The 25,541-nt window shown below is 71.3% G+C and carries 20 protein-coding genes; 9 read left to right on the top strand and 11 right to left on the bottom strand.

Annotation, left to right across the window (positions count from 1 at the left end; genetic code table 11):
* Positions 1-445: 445 nt before the first annotated feature.
* Complete coding sequence (locus AB0B68_RS28920) at positions 446-1,111, bottom strand: class F sortase (protein ID WP_357264054.1); 666 nt, start codon at positions 1,109-1,111, stop codon at positions 446-448.
* Positions 1,112-1,346: 235 nt separating this feature from the next.
* The gene (locus AB0B68_RS28915) at positions 1,347-1,934 is read right to left on the bottom strand and encodes a hypothetical protein (protein WP_357264081.1); all 588 of its coding nucleotides are present in this window, start codon (positions 1,932-1,934) and stop codon (positions 1,347-1,349) included.
* Positions 1,935-2,142: 208 nt separating this feature from the next.
* Here AB0B68_RS28915 and trmB point away from each other — a divergent pair, with 208 nt between their 5' ends.
* Positions 2,143-2,772 carry a tRNA (guanosine(46)-N7)-methyltransferase TrmB gene (gene trmB / locus AB0B68_RS28910; protein WP_357206151.1) on the top strand — a complete coding sequence of 210 codons (630 nt, stop codon included), beginning with the start codon at positions 2,143-2,145 and terminating at the stop codon, positions 2,770-2,772.
* A 112-nt stretch (positions 2,773-2,884) separates the two neighbouring features.
* Positions 2,885-5,398 (top strand): DUF3516 domain-containing protein, encoded by a 2,514-nt coding sequence (locus tag AB0B68_RS28905; protein ID WP_357264051.1) that lies wholly within the window; start codon positions 2,885-2,887, stop codon positions 5,396-5,398.
* Here AB0B68_RS28905 and AB0B68_RS28900 read toward each other — a convergent pair.
* Both AB0B68_RS28900 and AB0B68_RS28895 read right to left on the bottom strand, forming a co-directional pair.
* Positions 5,376-6,512 carry an acyltransferase gene (locus AB0B68_RS28900; protein ID WP_357264048.1) on the bottom strand — a complete coding sequence of 379 codons (1,137 nt, stop codon included), beginning with the start codon at positions 6,510-6,512 and terminating at the stop codon, positions 5,376-5,378. The two genes, AB0B68_RS28905 and AB0B68_RS28900, sit on opposite strands and share 23 nt — an antisense overlap.
* A gap of 186 nt (positions 6,513-6,698) precedes the next feature.
* Complete coding sequence (locus tag AB0B68_RS28895; RefSeq protein ID WP_357264078.1) at positions 6,699-7,430, bottom strand: class I SAM-dependent methyltransferase; 732 nt, start codon at positions 7,428-7,430, stop codon at positions 6,699-6,701.
* A gap of 241 nt (positions 7,431-7,671) precedes the next feature.
* Between AB0B68_RS28895 and AB0B68_RS28890 the strand changes: the two genes are divergently transcribed.
* Positions 7,672-8,316, top strand: a complete 645-nt coding sequence (locus AB0B68_RS28890; protein ID WP_355007174.1) for a hypothetical protein — start codon at positions 7,672-7,674, stop codon at positions 8,314-8,316.
* A gap of 284 nt (positions 8,317-8,600) precedes the next feature.
* Positions 8,601-9,530 (top strand): hypothetical protein, encoded by a 930-nt coding sequence (locus tag AB0B68_RS28885; RefSeq protein ID WP_357264045.1) that lies wholly within the window; start codon positions 8,601-8,603, stop codon positions 9,528-9,530.
* A 136-nt stretch (positions 9,531-9,666) separates the two neighbouring features.
* Here the strand turns inward: AB0B68_RS28885 and AB0B68_RS28880 are convergent, their stop codons facing one another.
* From AB0B68_RS28880 to AB0B68_RS28860, 5 genes are read right to left on the bottom strand one after another with little or no spacing between them, the layout of a single operon-like run.
* A complete protein-coding gene (locus AB0B68_RS28880) occupies positions 9,667-10,614 on the bottom strand; it encodes an iron-siderophore ABC transporter substrate-binding protein (protein WP_357208448.1) in 948 nt (315 codons plus the stop codon).
* Positions 10,614-11,537: an ABC transporter ATP-binding protein gene (locus AB0B68_RS28875; RefSeq protein WP_357264042.1), complete on the bottom strand. Its 924-nt coding sequence runs from the start codon at positions 11,535-11,537 to the stop codon at positions 10,614-10,616. The genes AB0B68_RS28880 and AB0B68_RS28875 overlap by 1 nt, the downstream gene beginning before the upstream one ends.
* 19 nt (positions 11,538-11,556) lie before the next feature.
* Positions 11,557-12,672, bottom strand: a complete 1,116-nt coding sequence (locus AB0B68_RS28870) for an iron ABC transporter permease (RefSeq protein WP_357264039.1) — start codon at positions 12,670-12,672, stop codon at positions 11,557-11,559.
* Complete coding sequence (locus AB0B68_RS28865; protein ID WP_357264036.1) at positions 12,669-13,709, bottom strand: iron ABC transporter permease; 1,041 nt, start codon at positions 13,707-13,709, stop codon at positions 12,669-12,671. The genes AB0B68_RS28870 and AB0B68_RS28865 overlap by 4 nt, the downstream gene beginning before the upstream one ends.
* A 60-nt stretch (positions 13,710-13,769) precedes the next feature.
* Positions 13,770-15,749, bottom strand: coding sequence for a multicopper oxidase domain-containing protein (locus AB0B68_RS28860; protein ID WP_357264034.1), 1,980 nt, complete (start codon positions 15,747-15,749; stop codon positions 13,770-13,772).
* A 118-nt stretch (positions 15,750-15,867) separates the two neighbouring features.
* Between AB0B68_RS28860 and AB0B68_RS28855 the strand changes: the two genes are divergently transcribed.
* Complete coding sequence (locus AB0B68_RS28855) at positions 15,868-16,227, top strand: YciI family protein (protein WP_357206577.1); 360 nt, start codon at positions 15,868-15,870, stop codon at positions 16,225-16,227.
* An 11-nt stretch (positions 16,228-16,238) separates the two neighbouring features.
* Here AB0B68_RS28855 and AB0B68_RS28850 read toward each other — a convergent pair whose 3' ends face one another.
* Positions 16,239-16,631, bottom strand: coding sequence for a cytidine deaminase (locus AB0B68_RS28850; RefSeq protein WP_357206575.1), 393 nt, complete (start codon positions 16,629-16,631; stop codon positions 16,239-16,241).
* Between the two features lie 143 nt (positions 16,632-16,774).
* Here AB0B68_RS28850 and hrpA point away from each other — a divergent pair, with 143 nt between their 5' ends.
* Positions 16,775-20,839, top strand: a complete 4,065-nt coding sequence (gene hrpA, locus AB0B68_RS28845; protein WP_357206573.1) for an ATP-dependent RNA helicase HrpA — start codon at positions 16,775-16,777, stop codon at positions 20,837-20,839.
* Between the two features lie 79 nt (positions 20,840-20,918).
* On the opposite strand, the gene AB0B68_RS28840 is transcribed toward hrpA, so the two are convergent.
* The gene (locus AB0B68_RS28840; protein WP_357206571.1) at positions 20,919-21,851 is read right to left on the bottom strand and encodes a LysR family transcriptional regulator; all 933 of its coding nucleotides are present in this window, start codon (positions 21,849-21,851) and stop codon (positions 20,919-20,921) included.
* 83 nt (positions 21,852-21,934) lie between these two features.
* Here AB0B68_RS28840 and AB0B68_RS28835 point away from each other — a divergent pair, with 83 nt between their 5' ends.
* From AB0B68_RS28835 to AB0B68_RS28825, 3 genes are read left to right on the top strand one after another with little or no spacing between them, the layout of a single operon-like run.
* The gene (locus AB0B68_RS28835; RefSeq protein ID WP_357206583.1) at positions 21,935-22,618 is read left to right on the top strand and encodes a succinate dehydrogenase cytochrome b subunit; all 684 of its coding nucleotides are present in this window, start codon (positions 21,935-21,937) and stop codon (positions 22,616-22,618) included.
* Position 22,619: 1 nt separating this feature from the next.
* Positions 22,620-24,557: a fumarate reductase/succinate dehydrogenase flavoprotein subunit gene (locus tag AB0B68_RS28830; protein WP_355007163.1), complete on the top strand. Its 1,938-nt coding sequence runs from the start codon at positions 22,620-22,622 to the stop codon at positions 24,555-24,557.
* Positions 24,554-25,318, top strand: coding sequence for a succinate dehydrogenase/fumarate reductase iron-sulfur subunit (locus AB0B68_RS28825; RefSeq protein ID WP_355007162.1), 765 nt, complete (start codon positions 24,554-24,556; stop codon positions 25,316-25,318). The genes AB0B68_RS28830 and AB0B68_RS28825 overlap by 4 nt, the downstream gene beginning before the upstream one ends.
* Positions 25,319-25,541: the final 223 nt, after the last annotated feature.

Below are 25,541 nucleotides of genomic sequence, written 5' to 3'. Positions count from 1 at the left end.
AGGCAGACCGAGCGGTAGTCGGCCACCAGTCGCCCTGCCAGCCTTTCCACGCCGTTCGTTCAGGGCGCATCCCAAGGCGCGGGGGATCCTGGTCATGTTCGACGGGTTCGAAGAGTTCGACATCGACACGCCCGGCGCGAGGATCCACGGCGCCGGGGCGGAAGCGGGCCGCCCGTTCTGCTGCTGCACGGCATTCCCGATACGCACCTCATGTGGCACCAGGTCGCGCCACGGCTCGCCGAGCCCTGATCTGTGTGCGCCGCCGTCGGCTTGATCCACTCGGGTTCAGCGAAACCGGGGTGTCTGGGTCGGTCCGACACCCCGACTTCAATGATCCCGAGTCGATCAAGCGGCAGCGGCCGCTTCCACGAGCAGGTGGCCGCTCAGGCGGGCGGCACGGCGGGGCCTACGGGCGTACGGCCCTGGCCGCCCTGGCCGGGGCGTCTCAGGGCTTGCGGGAGGACTGGAGGGTGGCGAAGGCGATCACGTTGTCGGCGTAGCCGGTGCGTCCACCGATGAACTGGCCGCCGCAGGTGATCAACCGCAGCCCGGCGGGGCCGTCGTGGCCGTAGATGCGCTCGGCGGGCAACTGGTCCTTCGGGAAGTGCTCCACGGTGTCGACCTTGAAGATCACCGTCGACCGGTCCGCACGGGCGACCTCGACCAGGTCGCCCGGCTTGAGCTTGCCCAGGTCGTAGAAGACCGACGGGCCGCTCTTCGTGTCCACGTGCCCGACGATCACCGCAGGGCCAGGCTCACCGGGCGTGGGCCCCCGGTCGTACCAGCCGGTCTCGTTGTGTCGTTCCAACGGCGGTACGGCGATCGAGCCGTCCCGCGCCTGCCCGACGGGCGCCACCGGCGCGGTCACCTTGATCGCCGGCACCGAGAGGCGCACCGGGCGACTGGCCGACAGCCCGACCGACTCACTGCGGGCCGGTCGGTCACCGCCGGTCGGGGCCAGGTCGAACGGGCCGACCGAACGGCCCAGCCCCGCCCCGGTGGCGAAGACGCCGGCCAACACCAACACCACAGCCAACGGTATGGACCAGGGGCTGCGCCCGGACGGACGACTACGCCGGGGGGCGACGGCGGTCGGCGGACGCGCGGCCACCGACGGGCGCTCGGGGTCTGGCGGGCGCTGGGAATGCGGCGGGCGTTGAGGACCTGGCGGGCGGTCGGAGCCCGGCCAACCGTCGTCCAACCGCAGCCGGACGTCATCGGGTGGCGAGGCCGGGCGGCCGGCGAACGGCTGGCGGGCAGCGGCCGGCGGCGAGGCGGGACGGCCAGGCGACGGCGGGCGTGAACCGGCTGGCGGTGGCGTGGGGCGGAAGATCGTCATGGCAGCCTCAGCGACGCACGGCGGCTCGGGGACGACGCAGCGCCATCACGGCGAGGACCAGCCCGGTGATGATCAGTGCCGCGCCGCCAGGCAGCAGCAGCTTGCCGGTGATCCCGCCGCTGCTCCCACCGAACCCGGTCGCCGGACCCCGGCTCGGCTGGACGGGGACCTTCTTGACCACCTGGAGCATTGTCGAGGCGGTCTCGCCGTCGCGGCACTCCAGCTTGACCCGGTAGTTGCCGGGGCGGGTGCGCTCGCGGACCATCGGCGCGGCGGTGAGCACCCCACGCTGGGGCTGCACGCCGACCGCCCCGAAGGCGTCGGAGACCACCGTGGCGCCCACCGAGTTGTCCCGACAACTGGCCCGGATGCCGACCAGGTATCCGGGCTGCACCGTGCTGGGGCTGACCTCGACGAAGATGTCCACCGCCGGAGTCGGTTGGGGAGCTCCGCCGGGCGGCCCTCCGGGCTGCGGCGCGGGCGCGACGGCAACCGCCCGCTCGGGCGCGGCGAGGGCGGGCGCGGCGGCGAGCAGGGGGCCGGCCAGCACGGTCACCAGCGACAGCGTCACGACGCCGTGGGTCACTGTCACGATGCCCCCTCTCGACGCCGTGCGGCCGTGTCGGGCAGCGGAGCACCCGACCTGCCGTACCAGTTGGATCCTCTCATTTCCGGTCGCACATCACATCCGATCTGCTGGCGGCGTCGCGTACGCTCGTTTCGCTGTGACCGCCATCGACCATGACCCCGCCGTCCCGCCCGCGAGCCGGACGATCCGCACGTTCCACCCCCGCCGGGGTCGGATGAGCGACCGGCAGACCGACGCGCTGAGCCGGCTCTGGCCCGCGTACGGCCTGGATGTGCCGGACGGACCTGTGCTGCCCGTCGACCTGGCCGACCTGTTCGGTCGCCGGGCGCCCGTGGTGCTGGAGATCGGCTCGGGCATGGGCGACACCACCGCTGCGATGGCTGCCGCCGACCCGGATCGAGATTATCTGGCGGTCGAGGTGCACACGCCCGGAATCGCCAACCTGCTGCACCTGGTGGAGCGCGGTGGCCTGCGCAACGTACGGGTGGCGGAGGGCGACGCGTTGTCCCTGGTCAACGGCTTGCCCGAGGGTGTGTTGGACGCCGTGCACGTCTTCTTCCCGGACCCGTGGCCGAAGTCCCGCCACCACAAGCGGCGGATCATCCAGCCGACGCACGTGGCGCTGCTGCGGTCCCGGCTGCGCCCCGGCGGGATGCTGCACTGCGCGACCGACTGGGCCGAGTACGCCGAGGCGATGCGGGTGACCCTCGACGCGGACCCGGAGCTGATCGACGCGTACGGCGGCTTCGCGCCACGGCCGGCGCACCGACCGGTGACGAAGTTCGAACGTCGGGCGATCACTGCCGGTCGGCCGGTCGCCGACCTGTTGTACCGCCGACGGTGACCGACGAAACGCCCGAACCGGAACGCGGCGGGGCGTTCGGGATGCCCGGACGGGGGTCCGGTGCGGACCGGGTTGGCGTACCGGGGCATGATCCAGGCACCATGGACAGGCTATGACGCTCACCGCCGCGCTGCCGACAAGCGCCGACCCCGACACCCTCTTCGACGCGTTCGCCGGCTGGGCGAAGGAGCGCGGCCTCGACCTCTACCCCCATCAGGAAGAGGCGGTCATCGAGATCGTCTCCGGCGCCAACCTGATCATGAACACGCCCACCGGCTCGGGTAAGAGCCTGGTGGCGATCGCCGCGCACTTCGCGGCCCTCGCTGACAGCCGGACGACCTTCTACACCGCGCCGATCAAGGCGTTGGTGTCGGAGAAGTTCTTCGCGCTCTGCGAGGTCTTCGGCGCCGAGAACGTCGGCATGCTCACCGGCGACGCCAGTGTCAACGCCGACGCCCCGATCATCTGCTGCACCGCGGAGATCCTGGCGAACCTGGCGCTGCGCGAGGGCACCAAGGCCGACGTCGGCCAGGTGATCATGGATGAGTTCCACTTCTACGCCGAGCCCGACCGAGGCTGGGCGTGGCAGGTGCCGATCATCGAGCTGCCGCAGGCCCAGTTCATCCTGATGTCCGCCACGCTCGGAGACACCACCCGCTTCGTCGACGACCTGACCCGGCGCACCGGGCGACCCACCGCCGTCGTGCGCACGGCGGAGCGGCCGGTCCCGCTCATCTTCTCGTACGCGATGACGCCGCTGCACGAGACGCTCGAGGAACTGCTGGAGACCAAGCAGGCCCCGGTGTACGTCGTGCACTTCACCCAGGCGGCCGCGCTGGAACGCGCCCAGGCGCTGACCAGCGTCAACGTCTGCACCCGCGCCGAGAAGGACATGATCGCGGAGGCGATCGGTGGTTTCCGGTTCACCGCCGGCTTCGGCAAGACGCTGTCCCGCCTGGTCCGGCACGGCATCGGCGTGCACCACGCCGGCATGCTGCCCAAGTACCGCCGCCTGGTGGAGACCCTCGCCCAGGCCGGCCTGCTGAAGGTCATCTGCGGCACCGACACCCTCGGCGTCGGCATCAACGTGCCGATCCGCACCGTGCTGTTCACCGGCCTGTCCAAGTACGACGGGGTCCGTACCCGGCTGTTGAAGAACCGGGAGTTCCACCAGATCGCCGGGCGGGCCGGCCGGGCCGGCTACGACACCATCGGCCGGGTCGTCGTGCAGGCCCCCGAGCACGTCATCGACAACGAGAAGGCCCTCGCCAAGGCCGGCGACGACCCGAAGAAGCGACGCAAGGTGGTCCGCAAGAAGCCGCCGGAGGGCTCGATCGGCTGGGGCCAGCCCACCTTCGACCGGCTCGTCGACGCCGAGCCGGAGCCGCTGACCTCCAGCTTCCAGGTCAGCCACTCGATGCTGCTCAACGTCATCGGCCGGCCCGGGGACGCGTTCACCGCGATGCGGCACCTGCTCACCGACAACCACGAGGAGCCCGCCGCGCAGCGCCGGCACATCCGCCGCGCCATCGCCATCTACCGGGCGCTGCGGGCCGGCGGTGTCGTCGAGGAGCTGCCCGAGCCGGACGAGACCGGCCGGCGGATCCGGCTCACCGTCGACCTTCAGCTCGACTTCGCTCTCAACCAGCCGCTCTCCCCCCTCGCACTGGCCACCATCGAGCTGCTCGACGCCGAGTCCCCGTCGTACGCGCTCGACGTGCTGAGCGTCATCGAGTCGATCCTCGACGACCCGCGGCAGATCCTCTCCGCGCAGCAGTTCAAGGCACGCGGCGAGGCGGTCGCCGCCATGAAGGCCGAGGGCATCGAGTACGAGGCGCGCCTCGAACTGCTCGACGAGGTGACCCACCCGAAGCCCTTGGCCGAGCTGCTGGAGGCCGCGTACGAGATGTACCGGCAGGGGCACCCCTGGGTGGCCGACCACCAGCTCTCCCCCAAGGCCGTCGTCCGCGACATGTACGAGCGGGCCATGACCTTCACCGAGTACGTGCAGTTCTACGGGCTGACCCGCTCAGAAGGTCTCGTCCTGCGCTATCTGGCCGACGCGTACAAGACGCTGCGCCAGACAGTGCCCGAGGACGCCAAGACCGAGGAGTTGATCGACCTCATCGAGTGGTTGGGCGAGCTGGTCCGCCAGGTCGACTCCAGCCTCATCGACGAGTGGGAACGGCTGCGCAACCCGTCCGACGTTGCCGAGGTCGCTCAGGCGCACGCCGCCCTGACCGATCGGCCACCGGCGGTGACCCGCAACGCGCGGGCGTTCCGGGTGCTGGTGCGCAACGCACTGTTCCGGCGCGTCGAGTTGGCCGCGCTACGCCGCTGGGACCTGCTCGCCGAGTTGGACGCCGAGGACGGCTGGGACTACGACGCGTGGGCCGACGCCCTGGCGCCGTACTTCGAGTCGTACGACTCGATCGGGGTCGGTCCGGACGCCCGCGGTCCGGCGCTGCTCATGATCGAGCAGGGCCGGGAGCGGTGGACCGTACGGCAGATCTTCGACGACCCGGACGGCGACCACGACTGGGGCATCAGCGCCGAGATCGACCTGGTGGCCTCGGACGAGGTCGGCGCGGCGGTCGTCCGGATCACCGACGTCGGCCAGCTCTGAGGTGTCGATCGGCGCGGTGCCGACCGGCGGCGCCCGACCGAGGGCCCAACAGGGCCGGGGTACGCCGGGCGGCCACGTCCTCGATCCAGCCGAACAGCAGTACCGCCCCGGCGGCCAGTAGGCACACCCCGGTCAGTCGCAGCGCGATCGAGGCCACCGAGTTGTACGGGAGCACCGGCGCGAGCAGCAGGAACATCCCGAGGCTGGCCGGGATGTGCCACAGGTAGATGGTGACCGCCCGGGCGTTGACCACCCGGAGCACGGCGCCCAGCGGCCGGCCGACCGGCCGGGGCTGCACTCTGAGCAGCACGGCGACGAGCGCCATCGACCACAGTGTGGTGCCACCCGCGATGTGGTTGAGGTCGACGGCCCGGCCGGTCACCATGGCGGCCACCACCCAGGTGCCGCCCACCCCGGCGAGGCCGGCCACGAGGCAGCCGTACCAGCGCCACGGGACGCGGTGCAGCAGCCGATCGTGGTGGGCGAAGCCCAGCAGCCAGCAGGACAGGTAGGCGGCGACGAAGTAGCCGGCGTGCACACCGCCGAGATGCATCCCGACCGGCAGCGCGGTGGCGACGGCGATGCTGGGCCACGGCCAGCGCCGGAACAGCCACAACAGCACCGGCGAGAGCAGCACCAACCACAGATAGGTGACGACGTACCAGAGCCCGATGTGGAACACCCAGGCCCAGGACTGTCCGCCCACCGGTGGCACCCGCAGGGGTAGCACCCACCAGAGCAGTTCAGCCCAGCCGGCCACGCCACTGGGCAGCGGACGCCACCCGACGGAGAGCACCACCAGTGCGATCGCGCCGAACGCCCAGTACGGCAGCAGCAGCCGGCGCAGCCGCCGGAGTACGGCCGGCGGACCGTGCCGGTCGAGTGACGCCGCCATCAACGAACCAGCGATGCCGAACATCAGACCCATCGCCGGCACCAGCAGGCTCAACCAGATCCAACCGGTGACGTGGAAGATCACGACGCGGACCAGGGCGAGCGTCCGCAGCAGGTCCAGGTAGCGGTTTCGGCCATCTGCGGGGTCGGCGGACTGGACGGCGCGCGCCGCCGTACTCCTACCAGGGATGACGACCCTGGACGCCTCACCGATGACCACAACGCACAATAACGCCACAACTAGGACAAAGTTTGTGGCATCGCGAACGCGAGTAACGGGAGCGGCCGCCGCCGGCAGGCTGTCCCTCCGATCAGCCAGTTCCCCCCGACAGACAGCCCACCGGACGTGGATCCCGAGGGAATCACCATGCGCGCGGATCTTGGATTGGCCGCTGAGGACGGCGTTCTATCGAAGGACGAGAAGGTCGAGTGCGTCGATGACTGGGCCGGACTCGGTTTGAGCGGCGAGGTGGAGTCGAGCCAGACCGGCGGCGTACTCGTTGTTGGTGATCAGCTGTAGGGGCGTGTGTGCTTCTCGGCGCATGCTGGCCGCGACGTCACGAAGCGACGGTGCCGTGGTCTGCGGGACCTGCTCGAGTGAGATCGTCGCGAAGCCAGCGGCGGCGAAAGCCGCCTCGACGTCGTGCACGCTGGGGTAGGTGTTCAACACGCGGATGGCCTCGGGAAAGAAGCGGAACAGCGTGATTGCGTGGTGGCGCCCAGCGAAGGCGGAGCGGATCAGCACCTGCCCGCCGGGACGCAGCACGCGGCGCAGCTCACGTGCGGCAGCGGTCAGGTCTGGCACGTGGTGGATGACGGTGGACAGCCAGGCCGCGTCGACACTTCCGGCCGCCAGCGGGACGTTGGCAGCGTCTCCGGCCAGGACCTGAGGGTGTAGGCAGCGGGCTCGCATGGCCTCGGACGGCTCGACGGCGACAACGTCGATGCCGTCGTACCAGTCGGTGAAGGTCTGCGCCCACGCGCCGGTGCCCGCGCCGAGGTCGAGCAGGCGGGTGCCGGGCTGAGGGTTGAGGTGGCGGGTCACCGCTTCACACCATCCGGCGAGTGCCTGGTCGGACAAGTGACGGGTGGCCTCGAACGCTGCCGCGTCGTGGCTGTTGTAGGCGATGCGAGCCATGTCACTGACCCAACCGCTTCCGTACCGGCTGCGGCAAGGATGGATGCTGCGATTCACCTACGGCAATTCGCCTGGGCGGATTACGTCGGCGTCACCGGGTCCGCCCGCCGTCCGGATGACTCGTGGCGCTCCGATCGACTGCCATCGACTGGGCGGCGATCCCCTCAACTTCGCTGGGCAATGTCAGACCTGTCGATTAGAATGTATGTACTAATCAAGATCCTGACCTGGGAGGACGCCCGTGACCGCGCCCGCCTCCACGCCCCTCACCCCCTACGCGACACTGCTCGGTTTCACCCGCTACGTCGACCGCACCGGCCCCACCAAGGCGACCTTCGTGGGCGGGCTGCGCAAGCAGCGCGCCAGCCGATCCGGCTTCAACCCGCACGGCCAGTTCGTCAAGGCACTCAAGGCCGACATCGCCTTCCACACCGGCGGCACCCACCTGGCCGGGGTGGCCGACATCGTCAAGCCACGATGGCGCCCGCTCTACCAGGCGCTCGTCCCCGGCGCCACGACCTGGCTTCGCTCCCTCGGCGAGCCGGCCGCCGTCGATCTCGCCCAGACCCGCGACGCCCTGGCCATGCTGGGTGACCTGCCCGTCAAGATCAACCCCCACTTCGGGGTACGCCACGCCGACGGCCGCGCCGAAGCGGTCCGCCTGCACTTCGACGAGGCCCCACCGAGTGAGGAATCGGTGCTCGCCACCCTGCACCTGATGGCCCGACACATGGACGCGGTGCTCCCGCACGCCGAGCCGGTCCTGGTCGACGTCCGCCGCGGCCTGGCCCACCGCATGCCCACCGACGCCAAGCCCGACCAGATCGAACGCTGGCTCTCCGGCGAAGCCGCCGCCTTCCGCGCCATCTGGTCCACCGCCGCCTGACCCACCCCCGACCTCCACGTCCCACCCCCGACCTCTACCTCCCACCCACGCACCCCACCCGCTCCCGCGACCCACGTCCGCCTGAGGCGCGACGCGCGCTCCGTGCGCCAGCCCGGCAAGATCGCGCTCGATCCAGGATGTAATGGCCTCCGCTCCTCGGGAGGCCACTACATCCATGTTCGAGCGCGATCATGGGGATAACGACGCGCATCGGCGCCGGTGTGTTGACTGTAGTTATCCACAGGGGCAGCGTGACGCGAAGAGGTTCGGCCAGTCTGAGGCCCATGCCGAAAGCTCCTCGTCGGCCGCCGCAGTTGCGGGGCCGGGTCTTCCGTGGCTCGACCGCCGTCTCGCGAGGCCTCCTGACCCGCAACGAGCTACGCAGCTCGGCGTGGCGACCGCTCTTCCGCGACGTCTACGCCGATGCCCAGATCGCAGTCACCCACACGATCAGATGCACCGCCATCGGACGTTGGCTGGTCCCGCCCGGTGCGGCCATCGCAGGGCGCGCTGCGGCCGGCCTTTACGGATGCGCGAAATCGAGCGCGAGCGAGCCGGTCGACGTCCTCGTTCCCACCGCCACCCGGATCGGCCCGACCGCCGGCATCCGGGTCCACCACGGAGAGATCGACTCCGGCGACACCGTGGACCGGGCCGGGGTCACGGTGACCAGCCCAGCGCGTACCTGCTGGGACCTGGCCCGTTGGCTCGATGTGATCGAGGCGGTGGTCGTCATCGACGCCATGCTGGCCAACCGGCTGACGACCACGCCAGCCCTGCGCGAGTACGCGCTGAGCCGGGCCGGTCGACGCGGCTGGCGATCGCTGCTACGCGCGGTCGACCTGGCCGACGCGGGCGCGGAGTCCCCTCAGGAGTCCCGCACCCGGGTCGGGCTGGTGTCCGCCGGCCTGCCGAGGCCGGAGACGCAGTGGGTCGTGGCCGAGCAGGGCCGATTCGTGGCCCGTCTGGACCTGGCCTGGCCGCAGTTCAAGGTCGCGGTGGAGTACGACGGACTCTGGCACGACGATCCTGAGCAGTTCCACCGGGACCGCCAACGCCTCAACCGACTGCTCGGCGGCGACTGGATCGTGCTGCACCTGACCGCCAAGCGCCTCCGAGACGACTTGACGGGTTCCTCGCCGAGGTCCGGGCCGCCCTACGGGCACGCTCGAACTCCCCCAGGTGACGATGATCGTGCTCGAACATGGATGTAGTGGCCTCCCTAGATGGGGAGGCCACTACATCCTGGATCGAGCACGATCATGAGCCAGCGCCCGCGAGCGCACGCCTCGCGTGCCTCGCGCAGGGTGCGCGAGATGCGTGCCTTCACGCGGATGGCGCTGGGGGGTGTCAGGCGGCGGGGAGGTACTTGGTCAGGTCGTCGAGGATCTTGTTGGCGGCGCCGACGCCGATGCCGGTCATCCAGACCTCGTCGGAGACCGGGTACGCCTTGCCGGCCTTGACCGCGCCGAGGCCCTTCCACAGCGTCCCGCCGGAGACCTTGGTCTGCTCGGCGGCGGCCTTGTCGCCGTAGGCGGTCACGAAGATGACGTCACCGTCGACCTCGTTGATCCGCTCGGGGCTGACCAGGTCGAAGCGCTTGTCCTCCTTGTTGGCGAGCAGCTGCCGCTCGGGGCGGCCCAGGCCGGTGTCGCCGATGACGATGCCGGAGAACGAGTCCGGCCCGTACACCCGGATGTTGCCGGGCAGGAACCGCACGATGGAGACCTTGCGCGCGGCGGCGTCGCCGAGCGTCGCGCCGAAGTCCTTGGCCCGCTTCTCGTAGGTGGCGAGCAGATCCTTTGCCTGCTGCTCGCGGCCGAGCGCCTTGCCGTCGAGGAGGAGGTTGTCCTTCCAGGTGATGCCCACCTTGTCGGTGAACACGGTCGGCGCGATGGCGGCCAGCTCGTCGTAGAACTTCTCCTGGCGGAACTTGCTGCCGAGGATGAGGTCCGGCTTCAGCGCGTTGATCGCCTCCAGGTCGGGCTCGGTGAGCACCCCGACCTCCTTGATGCCGGCGAGCTTGTCCGCGCCGAAGTACGTGGGCCAGCTCTTCGCCTCACCGGCGGTGGCCGCGCCGACGGGCGTGATGCCCAGCGAGAGCGCCGTGTCGATCTTGTCGGTGTCGAGCACGACGACGCGCTTGGGCTCGGCCGGGACCTTGGTGGTGCCCATGGCGTGGGTGATCTCCCGGGTCTCCCCGGTGGTGGAGCCGGCGACCGGGTCGCTCTCACCGCAGGCGGTGAGGCCGGCGCCGAGGGCGACGGCCGCGGCGAGAGCTGCGACGAGACGACGCATCAGAGTCCTTTCGAGGGGTGCGAGCCGGCGAGCGGGTTGGCCGCGTCGCCGGTGGCGGGTCGGGCGTCCGGTACGGACGCCGTCGACGAATCGGGGTCCTTCGCGCCGGCGGACGCGTCGGCCGGGTCACCCGGGACCAGAGCGTTGCCTCCGGTGTAGGCGGGCACCACCAGGGGTGCTCCCGTCACCGGGCAGGGCACGACCACGCAGGCCAGCCCGAAGACGTCACGGACCAGGTCGGCGGTGAGGATCTCCCGGGGCGGGCCGGCCGCGACCACTGCGCCGGCGCGCATGGCGACCAGGTGGTCGGCGTAGCGGGCGGCCTGGTTCAGGTCGTGCAGCACGGCCACCACGGTGCGGCCACGCTCGGAGCGCAGCCGGTGCAGGAGATCCAGCACCTCCACCTGGTGAGCCAGGTCGAGGAAGGTGGTCGGCTCGTCCAGCAGCAGGGCGTCGGTGTCCTGGGCCAGTGTCATGGCGATCCACACCCGTTGCCGCTGACCGCCGGAGAGGCTGTCCACCGGCCGGTCGGCCAGGTCGGTGACGTCGGCGAGGGCCATCGCCTGGTCCACCGCGGCGCCGTCCTGCGCCGACCACTGCCGCCACCACCGCTGGTAGGGCTGGCGGCCGCGCCCGACCAGGTCCGCCACAGTGACGCCCTCGGGCACCAGTGGGCTCTGCGGCAGGACGCCGAGGCGGCGGGCGACCTCCCGGGTCGGCAGTTCGCGGATGGCGGTGCCGTCCAGCAGCACGGTGCCTCGGCGGGGGGTGAGCAGCCGGGCCATCGTGCGCAGCAGGGTGGACTTGCCGCACGCGTTGGGTCCGACGATCACGGTGAAGGCGTCGGTGGGCAGGTCGAGGTCGAGCCCGTCGAGCACCGTCCGCTCGTCGTAGCCGGCGACCAGGTCGCGGGTGGAGAGCATCACACGACTCCTTGAGGCGTCACGACGACCGCCGCCGGCCGCGCAGCAGCAGGAAGATCAGGTACGGGCCGCCGATCGCGGCGGTCAGCACACCGGCGGGTAGCTGGGTGGGTGCGAACAGGCGTCGGCCGGCCAGGTCGGCCAGCACCAGCAGGAGTGCGCCGAGCAGCGCCGCGCAGACCAGCGGTGGTCGTTCGGCGCGTACCAGGCGACGGGCCACCTGCGGGGCGACCAGCGCCACGAAGTCGACGGCGCCGACCTGGGCGGTGACCATCGCGGCGACGAGCACGCCGGTGCCGGCGAGGCCGACCCGGCGGGCCACCGGACGCAGCCCGACTCCCCGGGCGGTGTCGTCGTCCAGGGCGGTGCTGTTCAGCGCCCAGCCGGCCCAGGCCAGCACCGGCAGCAGCACCAGCAGTGTGCCGGCGATCCAGGCGGCCTCGGTCCAGCCCTTGCCGGCCAGGGTGCCGATCAGCCAGATCTGCGCGCGCAGCCCGTCGATCGGGTCGGCGGTGAGCATGACCACCTCGGTGAGCGCCCGGAAGCCGAACGCGACAGCCACCCCGGCGAGCACGAACCGCTGCGCGGCCAGCCCGTGCCGGGCGCCGAGGGCGAACAGCAGCACCGCCGCGAGCAGCCCGCCCACCAGCGCGGTGGGAGCCACCAGCACCGCGGCCATTCCGCTGGTCAGGGCCACTGTCGCAGCGAGGCCGGCACCCTGGGTGATGCCGATGACGTCCGGGCTGGCGAGTGGGTTGCGGGCCACGCTCTGGATCAGTGTGCCGGCCACGCCGAAGGCGGCGCCGGCCACGGCCGCCAGCACGACCCGAGGCAGCCGCAGGTCAAAGACCACGAGGTCGTACGGGGTGCCGGCTCCGGAGAGGGCACGCAGCACGTCGGCCGGGGCGACGTACGGGGTGCCCAGCGAGAGGCTGAGCACGACGGCCAGCAGAAGAAGCACGGTCAGCACGGCGGCCACCAGCACCGCGCGTCGGCGGATCAGCAGGCTGACCGGGCCGATCCGCAGCAGCGACCGCCCCGCAAGCCGGGCCTGCCCGGCCGGCTCGGCGAGCCCGATCGGGCTCGACGGGCGGGGCGTGTCGGTGGGGTCCGGGGGGCGCTGGGTGGTGGTCACGCTGTCACCACCCGGGCGCGGCGGACCAGCACGGCCAGCAGTGGCGCGCCGATCAGCGCGGTGACGATCCCGGCCGGGATTTCGCCGGGCGGAGCGACGAGTCGACCGGCGATGTCGGCGGCGAGCAGCAGCGCCGGGCCGAGCAGGGCGGAGACGGCGAGGGTCCAGCGGTGGTCGGCGCCGACCAGGGCGCGGGCCAGGTGCGGCACGGCCAGCCCGACGAACGCGACAGGTCCGGCGGCGGCCACCGCGGCGCCGGTCAGCAGCACGGCGGCGAGGCCACCACCGAGGCGGACCAGGCCGATGCGGTGGCCGAGGCCACGGGCCACGTCGTCGCCGAGGGCCAGCGCGTCCAGGCCCCGCGCCACCAGGGCGGCGAGCACCAACCCGACGAGGACGAACGGCAGCACCTGCGCGGCGACCGACAGGTCCCGTCCGGCCAGCCCGCCGACCACCCAGAAGCGGTACTCCTCGAAGGTGCGGGCGTCGATGCTGAGCAGCGCGTACACCCCGGAGGCCAGGCTGGCGTCGAGCGCCGCGCCGACCAGCGCGAGGGTGACCGGGCTGGCGCCCTCGCGGGCGCGGGTGGCGATGGCGAAGACCAGCAGCCCGGCGATCAGGGCCCCGGCGATGCCGAACCAGACGTACCCGGCGAGCGTGCCGACGCCGAAGACGGAGATCGCGAGCACCACCCCGAACGACGCGCCCGCGCTGATGCCGAGGATGCGCGGCTCGGCGAGGGGGTTGCGGGTGAGCGCCTGGAACAGCACCCCGGCCACGGCGAGCGCGAGCCCGACAGCGAGACCGAGCGCGGTCCGGGGCATCCGCAGCTCCCGGACGATGGTGCCGGCATCGCTGCCGTCCGGCGCGACGAGCGCGTGCCAGACCTGGTCGACGCCGAGTTGTCGGCTGCCGAGCGCGAAGCTGGCCAGCACGGTGAGCAGCAGCACCAGCGCGGCCCCGACGGTGACTGTCACCCGACGCCCGGTGCGGGTGCTGGCCCGACTACGGGTCGGCCGGCTGGCGAGGGCGGTCACGAATCTCCTGCACGATCGGGCTTAGGTTCGCCTAACCTTAGCCGACCTGCGAAAAGGCGCCTAACCGGCCTCGGTCGATGCAGTGACCGGCACCTCCGGCACGCCCCGTGGCGACTCCGGCACGTCACGCGAGCCGCCGTCCCCGGCCGCCGCGCCGCCGCGCGGCAGGACGTTGAGCGGCCGCATCATCTCGTTGTCCTCGTGCTCCAGCAGGTGGCAGTGCCAGGCGAAGCGACCCGGCAGGTCGAAGCGCGCCTTGATGCGGGTCACCTCCCACGGGTACGCGAGCACCGTGTCCAGCCACCCCCGCTCCCCCGGGTCCGGCAGCGACCGCCCCGAGTGTCCCCGGCCGAGCAGCTCGAACTGGACCTGGTGCAGGTGGACCGGATGCACGTGACGGGTGAAGTTGCGCACCTCCCACACCTCGGTGTCGCCGAGCGACGGCTGCTCGGTCACCGGGTCGCTCCAGCGCAACGGCAGCCCCCGGCCGCGCTCGTCGAGGACGCCGAGCAGCATGATCATCGAACCGCCGGACATCCGCTCGTTGAGCGACAGTCGGCGTACCCGCTGGGCCTGGCCCAGGCGCGGGTGTGACGGCAGCCGTAGCTGCTCCGGTGGCACGCTCGAATCCGCGCCGGCCGCGTCGGTGACCACGAAGCGCAGCACCTGCCCGGTGGTGTGCGGGTCGGCGGGGTCGAAGTCCACCCCGGGCCGACCGCCGCCATACATCCCGTCCGGCCCTTCGTTGACCAGGTACAGCTCGGTGCCGGCCGGCACGTCGGTGAAGTCGACGATCGCGTCGACCCGCTGGGCCGGGCCGAGGGTGACCCGCTCGTGCGGCACCGGCTCGGGCAGGAGACCGCCGTCGCTGCCGATCTGCCAGACCGGCAGCACCGGCCGGGCCGGCCGCGCGGTGGCGTGGGCGGCCACGCTGAGCAGCAGGAACCGGCTGTTGCAGCCGTTGAGCAGCCGGAACCGGTAGCGACGGCGCTGGACCGTCAACGAGGGCCAGGTGCGGCCGTTGACGACGATCGTGGAGCCGGAGAACCCGGGCACCCAGGTCGGTGGCCCGTCGCCGCCGCCGGAGTACCTCGACGGATAGCGCAGCTCACCGTCGGCGGTGAAGCTGCGGTCCTGGATCATCAGCGGAATGTCGTGGTACGAGGCGTTCGGCGGATCGTCGCGGGTCGGCGCCGGGCCGGGCAGCACTCCCTCCGGCAGCTCGTCCCCACCACCGAGCAGGTAGAACCCGGCCGGCCCGGCGTAGACGTTCTCCCGGGTGAGCCCGAGCGCGTGATCGTGGTACCAGAGGGTGCCCGACCGCTGGTCGTTCGCGTACTCGAAGGTGGCCGAGCCCGGCGCCCAGCGCAGGCCGGACCGCTCGGCGAACCGGGACCGGAACTCCCGGTACGCGCTGCCGGACACGGCGAAGTCGGACGGCAGGTCACGGGCCACCGGCAGGTACCACGCCTCGGAGTGTCCGTCGCTCTCCTGCGTGCTGTGCCCACCGTGCAGATGCACCACCTGGGGCACCGGGCCGCGATAGCCCCGTGGGCTGCCGTCCCACTGCCCGTGGTGGTCCCGGTGCTCGATGCCACCGGCCGGATTGGCCCAGTGCAGGGTGGGGTCCACCGGCAGCAGGTGCGGCAGGTAGTCGCCCCGGTCGTCGACGAGTTGGTTGACCCAGGTCACCCGTACCGGGCGGCCGACCCGCGCCATGATGGTGGGCGCCGGGTATCCGAAGCTGCCGGGGTGGGCGGTGGAGCCGTACCCCCACACCGCGGTGCGGGGCCATGACGGCGGCAGGATCTGCTGGCGGAACTGTCGCACCGCGATCTCGTACGTGTCGCGCTCCGGATCGGTGACCACCGTCGGCATGGCCGGGGGGATCCGCAGCGGCGTGACGTACTTCGGAATGTCCCGGACGTCCAGCGGCGCGACCGCGGCGAGGGCCCGGCCCGAGGCCGCCCAGCCCGCTGGGATCAGCGCCGCCGCGCCGCCGGTGGCACCGGCCGCGAGCAGCCGACGTCTGGTGACCATGCCGCACCTCCCAGTCGCTTCGAACCTCGATATGAGAATGAGATTCGCGGACGACCACAGGGCGGACAGATGGCAGATGACACCCATAAGAGGGACATTCACGTCATAGGGTGTGGACATGCGATTCGACCAGCACACGGTCGTCCTGCTGACCCGACCGTCGGATCCGCCGGAGCTGCCGCAGGACGCGATCGACAGGTTGCGGGACGCCCACCTGGCCCACCAGGCGGGCCTCGTGCAGCAGGACCTCGTCCTCGCGGCCGGGCCGTTCCTGCATCCCGACGACGAACATCTGCGGGGCTTCGTGGTGATGTCCATCGCCCCGGACGAGGCACGCGCGCTGTTCGCCAACGACCCCGCCGTGCGGGCCGGTCGCCTGGTCGCGCGGGTCACATCGTGGCTGCTTCCGGAGGGCACCCTGCGGTTCGAGAGCGTGCCGGTGCCGCAGTCGATGCTGGAGGCGGCCTCCGGGGACTGACCCGGGCCCGGTCAGCCGGCCGAGCCGCTGCCGGCCTCCGCGGGCAACTCCCCGATCGGGACCACCCGCGGGGCGTCCATCGGGCCGACGACCACCCGCAGGTGCGGGAAGTGGTCCCGCAGCACCTGCCGACACCGGTCACAGGGCGCGACGACCTCGCGGCCACGGTCGGCGACAGTGACCATCGTCTCCAACGCGGTGACGCCCTGCGTGGCGGCCGTGCCGATGACGACGAGTTCGGCGCAGACCCCTCCGGTGGCGTGCTGCACGTTCACGCCGGTGAAGACCCGCCCGTCCGCGGTCCGGGCCGCCGACGCGACAGTGTGGTGCCGGCTGCGACAGCGCAGCTTGGAGACCGCGGTGGCGGCCTGCACCAACGCGCGGTCGGTGTCGCGCATCTCCATCCGGCTCCCCCAGCGCTCGACGTCGGCCGCCAACTCTAGGGCCCGCCCGTGACCGTCAAGGGACCGGAGGTGGCCGTCGGAGAGCCGGCCGCTCGGTAACCCAGGGGCGCTGCGCCGCCGGGCTGCCTATCCTTGGGCACGACATGCAGAATCCAACCGCCTCCGTCGCGTCCGACCCCGTTCGCGAGCTGCACCGCCGCCTCACACCTCTGATGTTCCGCGACCAGCGCCGGCTCCAGCGGCGACTGGACGGTGCCCGCAAGCTGCGCGACCCGCAGCGTCGGGAGGCGGCGCTGACCGAGATCACCGCCGACCTGGTCCGGGCCGAGCAACGGCTCGCCGCCCGGCAGGCGGCGGTGCCCGTGATCACGTACCCGGTGGGTCTGCCGGTCAGTGAGCGCAAGGACGACATCGCCGCTGCGATCCGCGATCACCAGGTGGTGATCGTGGCGGGCGAGACCGGCTCCGGCAAGACCACCCAGATTCCCAAGATCTGCCTGGAGTTGGGGCGCGGGGTGCACGGCCTGATCGGGCACACCCAGCCCCGGCGGTTGGCCGCCCGGACGGTGGCCGACCGGATCGCCGACGAGCTGGGCACCGAGTTGGGCGACGTGGTCGGCTACAAGGTGCGCTTCACCGACCAGGTCAGCGAGCGCAGCCTGGTGAAGCTGATGACAGACGGCATCCTGCTGGCCGAGTTGCAGACCGACCGGATGCTGCGCCAGTACGACACGCTGATCATCGACGAGGCACACGAGCGCAGCCTCAACATCGACTTCATCCTCGGGTACCTGCGGGAGCTGTTGCCCCGACGACCCGACCTCAAGGTGATCATCACCTCGGCGACCATCGAGACCGACCGGTTCGCCCGGCACTTCGCCGGGCCACCCACTGCCGACGAGCCCGACGGAGTGCCCGCCCCGGTGGTCGAGGTCTCGGGGCGTACCTACCCGGTGGAGGTGCGCTACCGGCCCCTCGTCGAGCTCGCCGAGGGTGAGGAGGACGGCGACGGCGACGAGGAGACCGTCCGCGACCAGATCCAGGCGATCGGCGACGCCGTGGAGGAGTTGGCCGCCGAGGGCCCCGGCGACATCCTGGTCTTCCTCAGCGGTGAGCGGGAGATCCGGGACACCGCCGACGCGTTGGGCAAGCTGGTGCAGACGAAGCGCTCGCTCCTCGGCACCGAGATCCTGCCGTTGTACGCGCGGCTGTCCAGCGCCGAGCAGCACCGGGTCTTCGCCGCGCACTCCTCGCGCCGGGTGGTGCTCGCCACCAACGTCGCGGAGACCTCGCTGACAGTGCCCGGCATCAAGTACGTGGTGGACCCGGGCACCGCCCGCATCTCCCGCTACTCCAGTCGGCTCAAGGTGCAGCGGCTGCCGATCGAGCCGGTCTCCCAGGCGTCGGCCAACCAGCGTAAGGGCCGGTGCGGCCGTACCTCGGACGGCATCTGCATCCGCCTCTACGACGAGCAGGACTTCCTCTCCCGGCCCGAGTTCACCGACCCGGAGATCCTGCGGACCAACCTGGCGTCGGTCATCCTCCAGATGACCGCGATCGGGCTCGGCGACCTCGCCGCGTTCCCGTTCATCGACCCACCGGACAAGCGCAACATCACCGACGGCGTCAACCTGCTGCACGAGCTGGGCGCGTTGAACCCGACCGAGGCCGACCCGGAGAAGCGGCTCACCGCGCTCGGCCGGCGGCTGGCCCAGTTGCCTGTCGACCCGCGCCTGGCCCGGATGGTGGTCGAGGGCGAACGCAACGGCTGCGCCACCGAGGTGCTGGTGATCGCCGCGGCGCTTTCCATTCAGGACCCGCGGGAGCGGCCGGCGGAGAAGCAGGCTCAGGCGGACCAGGCGCACGCCCGGTTCGCCGACAAGGAGTCGGACTTCGTCGCCTTCCTCAACCTGTGGCGCTACCTGCGCGAGCAGCAGCGGGAGCTCTCCTCCAGCGCGTTCCGCCGGATGTGCAAGGCGGAGTACCTGAACTACCTGCGCATCCGCGAGTGGCAGGACATCGTCAGCCAGCTGCGCCAGGTGCTGCGTACCCCGTCCGACGGCGACCGGCGTGGCGGGCGGCCGGCGCGCGACACCTCGGACGACGCGGACGCCGGCCGGGGCCGCCGGGGCGGCGCGGACCTGCCGGAGGAGATCGACACCCCGAAGGTGCACCAGTCGCTGCTGCCCGGCCTGTTGTCGCACATCGGCCTGAAGGACGCCCAGAAACACGAGTACCTGGGGGCGCGGGGAGCGAAGTTCGGGATCTTCCCCGGCTCGGCGTTGTTCAAGAAGCCGCCGCGCTGGGTGATGGCCGCCGAGTTGGTGGAGACCTCCCGGCTGTGGGGGCGCATCGCCGGGCGGGTCGAGCCGGAGTGGGTCGAGCCGCTGGCGCAGCACCTGGTCAAGCGCAGCTACAGCGAACCGCACTGGGAGAAGAAGCAGGCCGCGGTGATGGCCTACGAGAAGGTCACCCTGTACGGCGTCCCGCTGGTCAGCTCCCGAAAGGTCAACTTCGGCCGGATCGACCCGACGCTGAGCCGGGAGCTGTTCATCAGGCACGCCCTCGTCGAGGGCGACTGGCAGACCCACCACCAGTTCTGGGCGGACAACAAGCGACTGCTCGCCGAGATCGAGGAGTTGGAGAGCCGGGCCCGACGCCGGGACATCCTGGTCGACGACGAGACCATCTTCGGCTTCTACGACCAGCGGATACCGGCCGACGTGTCCTCCGGCCGGCACTTCGACAGCTGGTGGAAGAAGACCCGCCGCGAGCAACCCGACCTGCTCACCTTCACCCGCGACCTGCTGATCAACGACGGCCGACCGGGGGTGGACGAGGACGACTACCCGGACGAGTGGCAGGCCGACGGGGTGAGCCTGCCACTGACCTACCGGTTCGAGCCGGGCACACCGGACGACGGCGTCACAGTGGACATCCCGCTGCCGCTGCTCAACCAGGTGCCGGCGGAGACCTTCGACTGGCAGGTGCCGGGGCTGCGCGAGGAGACGGTGATCGCGCTGATGCGGTCGCTGCCCAAGGCGATCCGCCGCAACTTCGTCCCGGTGCCGGACTACGCCCGGGCGGCCCTGGCGGCGATCACTCCCGGCGAGGAGTCGCTGCTGGACGCGCTCACCCGGCAACTGCGCCGGATGACCGGAGTGACAGTGCCCCGCGACGCGTGGGAACCGGGCAAGCTCCCGGCACACCTGCGGGTGACGTTCCGGGTCCTCGGCGACGACGAGAAGCCGGTCGCCGAGGGCAAGGACCTGCCGGCCCTGCAACGCCAACTCCGCCAGGAGGTACGCCAGGTGGTGGCTGCCGCCGCGCCGGAGGTGGCCCGCACCGGGCTGCGCGAGTGGAGCATCGGCACACTGCCCCGGACCATCGAGCAGGTCCGCGCGGGTTACGCGGTCACCGCGTACCCGGCGCTGGTCGACGAGGGCGCCACGGTCGGGGTGAGGGTGTTCGACTCCCCCGCCGAGGCGGAGGCGGCGCACTGGGCCGGCACCCGCCGGCTGCTGCGGCTCACCGTGCCGTCCCCGGCGCGGTTCCTGCAGGGGCGGCTGGACAACGAGGCGAAGCTGGCGCTGAGCCGCAACCCGCACGGCGGCGTGCAGGAGTTGATCGAGGACGCGGCGGGCGCCGCCATCGACCGGCTGATCGCTGTGGCCGGTGGGCCGGCGTGGGACGCCGACGGTTTCGCGGCCCTGCGTGAGAAGGTCCGCGCCGACCTGGTCGACACAGTGGTCGAGGTGATGGACCGGGTCCGCAAGGTCCTCGCCGCCGCGTACACCGTCGAGCAGCGGCTCGGCGCGACCCGCAACCTCGCCGTGGTGGCGGCGCTGGCCGACATCCGCAACCAGCTCGCCGGGCTGGTGCACGCTGGTTTCATCACCGAGACCGGGTACGCACGCCTGCCCGACCTGCTGCGCTACCTCACCGCCATCGAGCGTCGGCTGGAGCGCCTCGGCGGCAACCCGCAGCGGGACCGCCAGCAGCAGGACCGGATCGCTGTGGTGCAGAAGGAGTACGCCGACCTGCTCGCCAACCTGTCGCCGGCCCGCCGCCAGGAGGCGGCCGTCCGGCAGATCCGCTGGATGATCGAGGAGTTGCGGGTGAACGTCTTCGCTCAGGCGCTGGGCACCCCGTACCCCGTCTCCGAGCAGCGGATCTACCGGGCGATGGACGACGCCGAGGGCCGCTGAGCCGGACCGCGGGGCCGTCGCCGACCTGGTCGCGGCGGCGGCCCCGTCCGGCCTCCTCGCGGCAGCTTTCCCCGGCGGGTCAGGTCAGTGGCTCGACGCCGGGGGGCAGTTCGCCGAGGTTGATCGCCGACTGGATGTAGTCGAGCAGGATGCGCCGAAGCTCCCGACCCGCGTGGGTGGGTACGACGTCGCGCCGACGGGCCACCGCGATGGTCCGCCGCACCCCGGGCGGGGCGAGCGGGGTGATCCGCACGCCCGGCCGCCGGGCCAACACGATGCCGGGCACGAGAGCGATGCCGAGTCCCGCCTCGACGAAGCTGAGCACCGCGTCCATCTCGCCGCCGTCCACCGCGAAGGTGGGCTCGAAGCCCGCCTCCCGACACGCCTGGATGGTCGCGTCGCGCAGGTCGTACCCCTCCCGGAACATCACCATCGGCTGGTCCCGCAGGTCGGTGATGCGCAGCTCCCCGGTCGTCGACGCGGTGGGCACCTCCCCCACCGAGGCCACCACCAGACTCTCGCGCAGGATCGGGTCGACCCGCAGCCCCGGGTCGGCCCCCTGCGCCGGCATGATGATGAGGGCCAGGTCGAGGTCGCCGCGAAGCAGGTCGCGGACCAGGTCCTGGGAGCCGCCCTCCTCGACCTTGAGGTCGACAGTGGGGTGGGCGTCGCGGAACCGGCGCAGCACCGGCGGGGCGAGCGAGGTCGCCAGACTGGGGGTGGCCCCGAGCCGGACCCGGCCCCGGCGCAACCCGACCAACTCCTGGACCTCCCGGGTCGCGGTCTCCACGTCGGCGAGGATCCGGGTGGCCAACGGCAGCAGCACCTCACCCGCTGCGGTGAGGGCGATATTGCCCCTTACCCGCTCGAACAGTGGTGCTCCGAGGTCGGCCTCCAGAGCGTGAATTTGCTTACTGAGAGAAGGCTGAGTGATGCCCACGAGGTCGGCCGCTTGGGTGAAATGTCGTACTTCGGCCACCGCGACGAAGTACCGGAGCTGATGGAGCTGCATCTAAATAGCCTACGGCTATCAACACTGCGAGTTTGATGCATTGGACGACTGATCGAAGTGCTCCTAGCGTCGGTTGCGTGGTAATCACGAAGACTCGGTCGCCCATCCGCTCGAACGTCGGCCTCAAGGCCGTCATGGCGGTGACGGGCATCCTGCTGGCGCTGTTCCTCATCGCCCACATGCTCGGCAACCTGAAGGTGTTCACGGGGGAGACCTCGTTCGACCACTACGCGCACTGGCTGCGCGACATCGGCAAGCCACTGCTGCCCGGCGTCTGGTTCCTGTGGATCCTGCGCACCGTGCTGGTCGTGGCGGTCGTCGCCCACATCGTGGCCGCCACCGTGCTGGCCCGGCGCGCCCGCGCCGCCCGCCCGGTCAAGTACGCCCACCGCAAGAAGGTCAACGGCAGCTACGCGGCCCGCACGATGCGCTGGGGTGGAGTGATCATCCTGCTCTTCGTGATCTACCACCTGCTGGACCTGACCACCGGCACGCTGAACCCGGTCGGCGACGAGAGCAAGCCGTACGGCAACGTCGTCGCCGACTTCGCGCCCGAGCGCTGGTACGTCACGCTCTTCTACACCCTCGCCATCCTCGCGGTCGGCTTCCACCTGCGCCACGGCGCGTTCAGCGCGTTCCGCAGCCTCGGCCAGCAGACGCCACGCGGTGAGCGCAGGGCGCGTACCGCGGCTCTGGTCTTCGCCGTGCTGCTCTGCGCCGGGTACCTGGTGGTCCCGTTCGCCGTACTCACCGGATTGGTGTCCTGACATGGAACTCTTCACCGAGGGCGACCCGATCGCCGACACCAAGGCTCCCACCGGCCCGGTCGAGAAGCGTTGGGAGACCCGGCGCTTCGAGGCCAAGCTGGTCAACCCCGCCAACCGCCGCAAGATGACGGTGATCGTGGTCGGCACCGGCCTGGCCGGCGGCTCCGCCGCCGCGACCCTGGCCGAGCAGGGCTACCACGTCAAGTCCTACTGCTACCAGGACAGCCCGCGCCGGGCGCACTCCATCGCGGCACAGGGCGGCATCAACGCGGCGAAGAACTACCGCAACGACGGCGACTCCGTCCACCGGCTCTTCTACGACACCGTCAAGGGCGGCGACTTCCGCTCCCGGGAGTCGAACGTGCACCGGCTCGCCGAGGTGTCGGTCAACATCATCGACCAGTGCGTCGCCCAGGGGGTGCCGTTCGCCCGCGAGTACGGCGGCCTGCTGGACACCCGCTCCTTCGGTGGCGCCCAGGTGCAGCGCACCTTCTACGCCCGGGGCCAGACAGGCCAGCAGCTGCTGCTCGGCGCGTACCAGGCCCTCGAACGGCAGATCGGCCTGGGCAACGTCGAGATGAACACCCGGCACGAGATGCTGGAGCTGGTCCTCGTCGACGGCAAGGCCCGCGGCATCGTCGTCCGGGACATGGTCACCGGCGAGATCAGCACCGAGATGGCGGACGCCGTGGTGCTCGGCTCCGGCGGCTACGGCAACGTCTTCTACCTCTCCACGAACGCCAAGGGCTGCAACGTCACCGCCACCTGGCGCGCGCACCGCAAGGGCGCGTACTTCGCCAACCCGTGCTACACGCAGATCCACCCGACCTGCATCCCGGTCTCCGGCGACCACCAGTCGAAGCTGACCCTGATGAGCGAGTCGCTGCGCAACGACGGCCGGGTCTGGGTGCCGAAGACCAAGGGTGACGACCGCAGCCCGAAGGACATTCCGGAGGACGAGCGGGACTACTACCTGGAGCGGATCTACCCCTCCTTCGGCAACCTGGTCCCCCGCGACATCGCCTCCCGCGCCGCGAAGAACGTGTGCGACGAGGGGCGGGGCGTCGGGCCGACCAAGCTCGGCGTCTACCTCGACTTCGCCGACGCGATCGGCCGGCTGGGCCGCAAGGCCATCGAGGCCAAGTACGGCAACCTCTTCGAGATGTACGAGCGGATCACCGGCGAGGACCCGTACGAGGTGCCGATGCGCATCTACCCCGCCGTGCACTACACGATGGGCGGCCTGTGGGTCGACTACGACCTCCAGTCGAACATCCCCGGCCTGTTCGTGATCGGCGAGGCGAACTTCTCCGACCACGGCGCGAACCGGCTTGGCGCCTCGGCGCTGATGCAGGGCCTCGCCGACGGCTACTTCGTGCTGCCCACCACCATCGCCAACTACCTGGCCTCCGGCGGGCTGGACACTGTCGACGCCACCCACCCGGCGGCGATCGAGGCGCGCACCGACGTCGAGGACCGCATTCGGCGGCTGCTCGCTGTCGACGGCGACCGGACCGTGGACTCGTTCCACCGGGAGCTGGGCCAGATCATGTGGGAACACTGCGGCATGGAGCGCAGCGAGGCCGGGCTGCGCAAGGCGATCGACGAGATCCGTGCCCTGCGCGAGCAGTTCTGGCAGCGGGTCAAGGTGTCCGGCACCGGCGAGGAACTCAACCAGTCGCTGGAGAAGGCCGGCCGGGTGGCCGACTTCTTCGAGCTGGCCGAGCTGATGTGCATCGACGCCCTGCACCGCGAGGAGTCCTGCGGCGGCCACTTCCGGGCCGAGCACCAGACCCCCGACGGTGAGGCGCAGCGCGACGACGACCGGTTCGCGTACGTGGCGGCCTGGGAGTTCACCGCCGACGGCGAGCCCTCGGTGCTGCACAAGGAAGACCTGAAGTTCGAATACGTCCACCCCACGCAGCGGAGCTACAAGTGAACCTGACCCTGCGCATCTGGCGCCAGAAGGGCCCTGAGGACAAGGGTCGGATGGTGACCTACCCGGTCGACGACGTGTCCCCGGACATGTCGTTCCTGGAGATGCTCGACGTGCTCAACGAGCGGCTGATCCTCGCGGGCGATGACCCGGTGGCGTTCGACCACGACTGCCGCGAGGGCATCTGCGGCATGTGCGGCCTGATGATCAACGGCGACGCGCACGGGCCGCAGCGCGGCACCACCGCGTGCCAGCTGCACATGCGGCAGTTCAAGGACGGCGAGACGATCGACATCGAGCCGTGGCGGGCCAGCGCCTTCCCGGTGGTCAAGGACCTGGTCGTCAACCGGAGTGCCTTCGACACGATCATCGCGGCTGGTGGCTACGTCACCGCGCCGACCGGCAGCGCGCCCGAGGCCCACTCCACCCCGGTCGCCAAGGCCAACGCCGACGCCGCCTTCGAGTCGGCGGCCTGCATCGGCTGCGGCGCCTGTGTGGCAGCCTGCCCGAACGGCTCCGGCATGCTCTTCACCGCCGCCAAGCTCACCCAGCTCTCCCTGCTGCCGCAGGGCCAGCCCGAGCGCTACACCCGGGTGATCGGCATGGTCGACGCGCACGACGAGGCCGGCTTCGGCGGCTGCACCAACGCCGGCGAATGCACCCCGGCCTGCCCGAAGGGCATCCCGCTGAACACCATCGGCCGGCTCAACCGCGACTACCTCGCGGCCACCGCCAAGGGAGCGAACAACACCCCCGGCTCCTGAGCTGCGCCGCACGACACCAGACCGCCGTATCCCGCTTTCCTCGGGGGTACGGCGGTCTTGCTTTCTCGCGGCTGCGGGCTTTGGCCTCCGGCTCCGGGCTCCGGCTCCGGGCTTCGGGCTTCGGTTGCGGTGGGGCTGGGGCGACCTAGCCACCGTACCGGCCGGCGTCGATCGGATTGATCCACCCCGTCGGCCCCTGCCGGGGCGAGCGAGCGGCCGTTGC

It is taken from the genome of Micromonospora sp. NPDC049049, assembly GCF_040649115.1.
Lineage (GTDB): Bacteria > Actinomycetota > Actinomycetes > Mycobacteriales > Micromonosporaceae > Micromonospora.
The sequence above is the reverse complement of the archived record's forward strand: the minus strand, read 5'-3'. Positions and strand labels throughout refer to the sequence as shown.

Bases quoted from the DNA above. Each gene is read 5' to 3' on its own strand.
- trmB (WP_357206151.1), top strand. From the start codon at position 2,143: ATGAGCGACCGGCAGACCGACGCGCTGAGCCGGCTCTGGCCCGCGTAC.
- AB0B68_RS28905 (WP_357264051.1), top strand. From the start codon at position 2,885: ATGACGCTCACCGCCGCGCTGCCGACAAGCGCCGACCCCGACACCCTC.
- AB0B68_RS28895 (WP_357264078.1), bottom strand. From the start codon at position 7,430: ATGGCTCGCATCGCCTACAACAGCCACGACGCGGCAGCGTTCGAGGCC.
- AB0B68_RS28885 (WP_357264045.1), top strand. From the start codon at position 8,601: ATGCCGAAAGCTCCTCGTCGGCCGCCGCAGTTGCGGGGCCGGGTCTTC.
- AB0B68_RS28880 (WP_357208448.1), bottom strand. From the start codon at position 10,614: ATGCGTCGTCTCGTCGCAGCTCTCGCCGCGGCCGTCGCCCTCGGCGCC.
- AB0B68_RS28875 (WP_357264042.1), bottom strand. From the start codon at position 11,537: ATGCTCTCCACCCGCGACCTGGTCGCCGGCTACGACGAGCGGACGGTG.
- AB0B68_RS28860 (WP_357264034.1), bottom strand. From the start codon at position 15,749: ATGGTCACCAGACGTCGGCTGCTCGCGGCCGGTGCCACCGGCGGCGCG.
- AB0B68_RS28855 (WP_357206577.1), top strand. From the start codon at position 15,868: ATGCGATTCGACCAGCACACGGTCGTCCTGCTGACCCGACCGTCGGAT.
- AB0B68_RS28850 (WP_357206575.1), bottom strand. From the start codon at position 16,631: ATGGAGATGCGCGACACCGACCGCGCGTTGGTGCAGGCCGCCACCGCG.
- hrpA (WP_357206573.1), top strand. From the start codon at position 16,775: ATGCAGAATCCAACCGCCTCCGTCGCGTCCGACCCCGTTCGCGAGCTG.
- AB0B68_RS28840 (WP_357206571.1), bottom strand. From the start codon at position 21,851: ATGCAGCTCCATCAGCTCCGGTACTTCGTCGCGGTGGCCGAAGTACGA.
- AB0B68_RS28830 (WP_355007163.1), top strand. From the start codon at position 22,620: ATGGAACTCTTCACCGAGGGCGACCCGATCGCCGACACCAAGGCTCCC.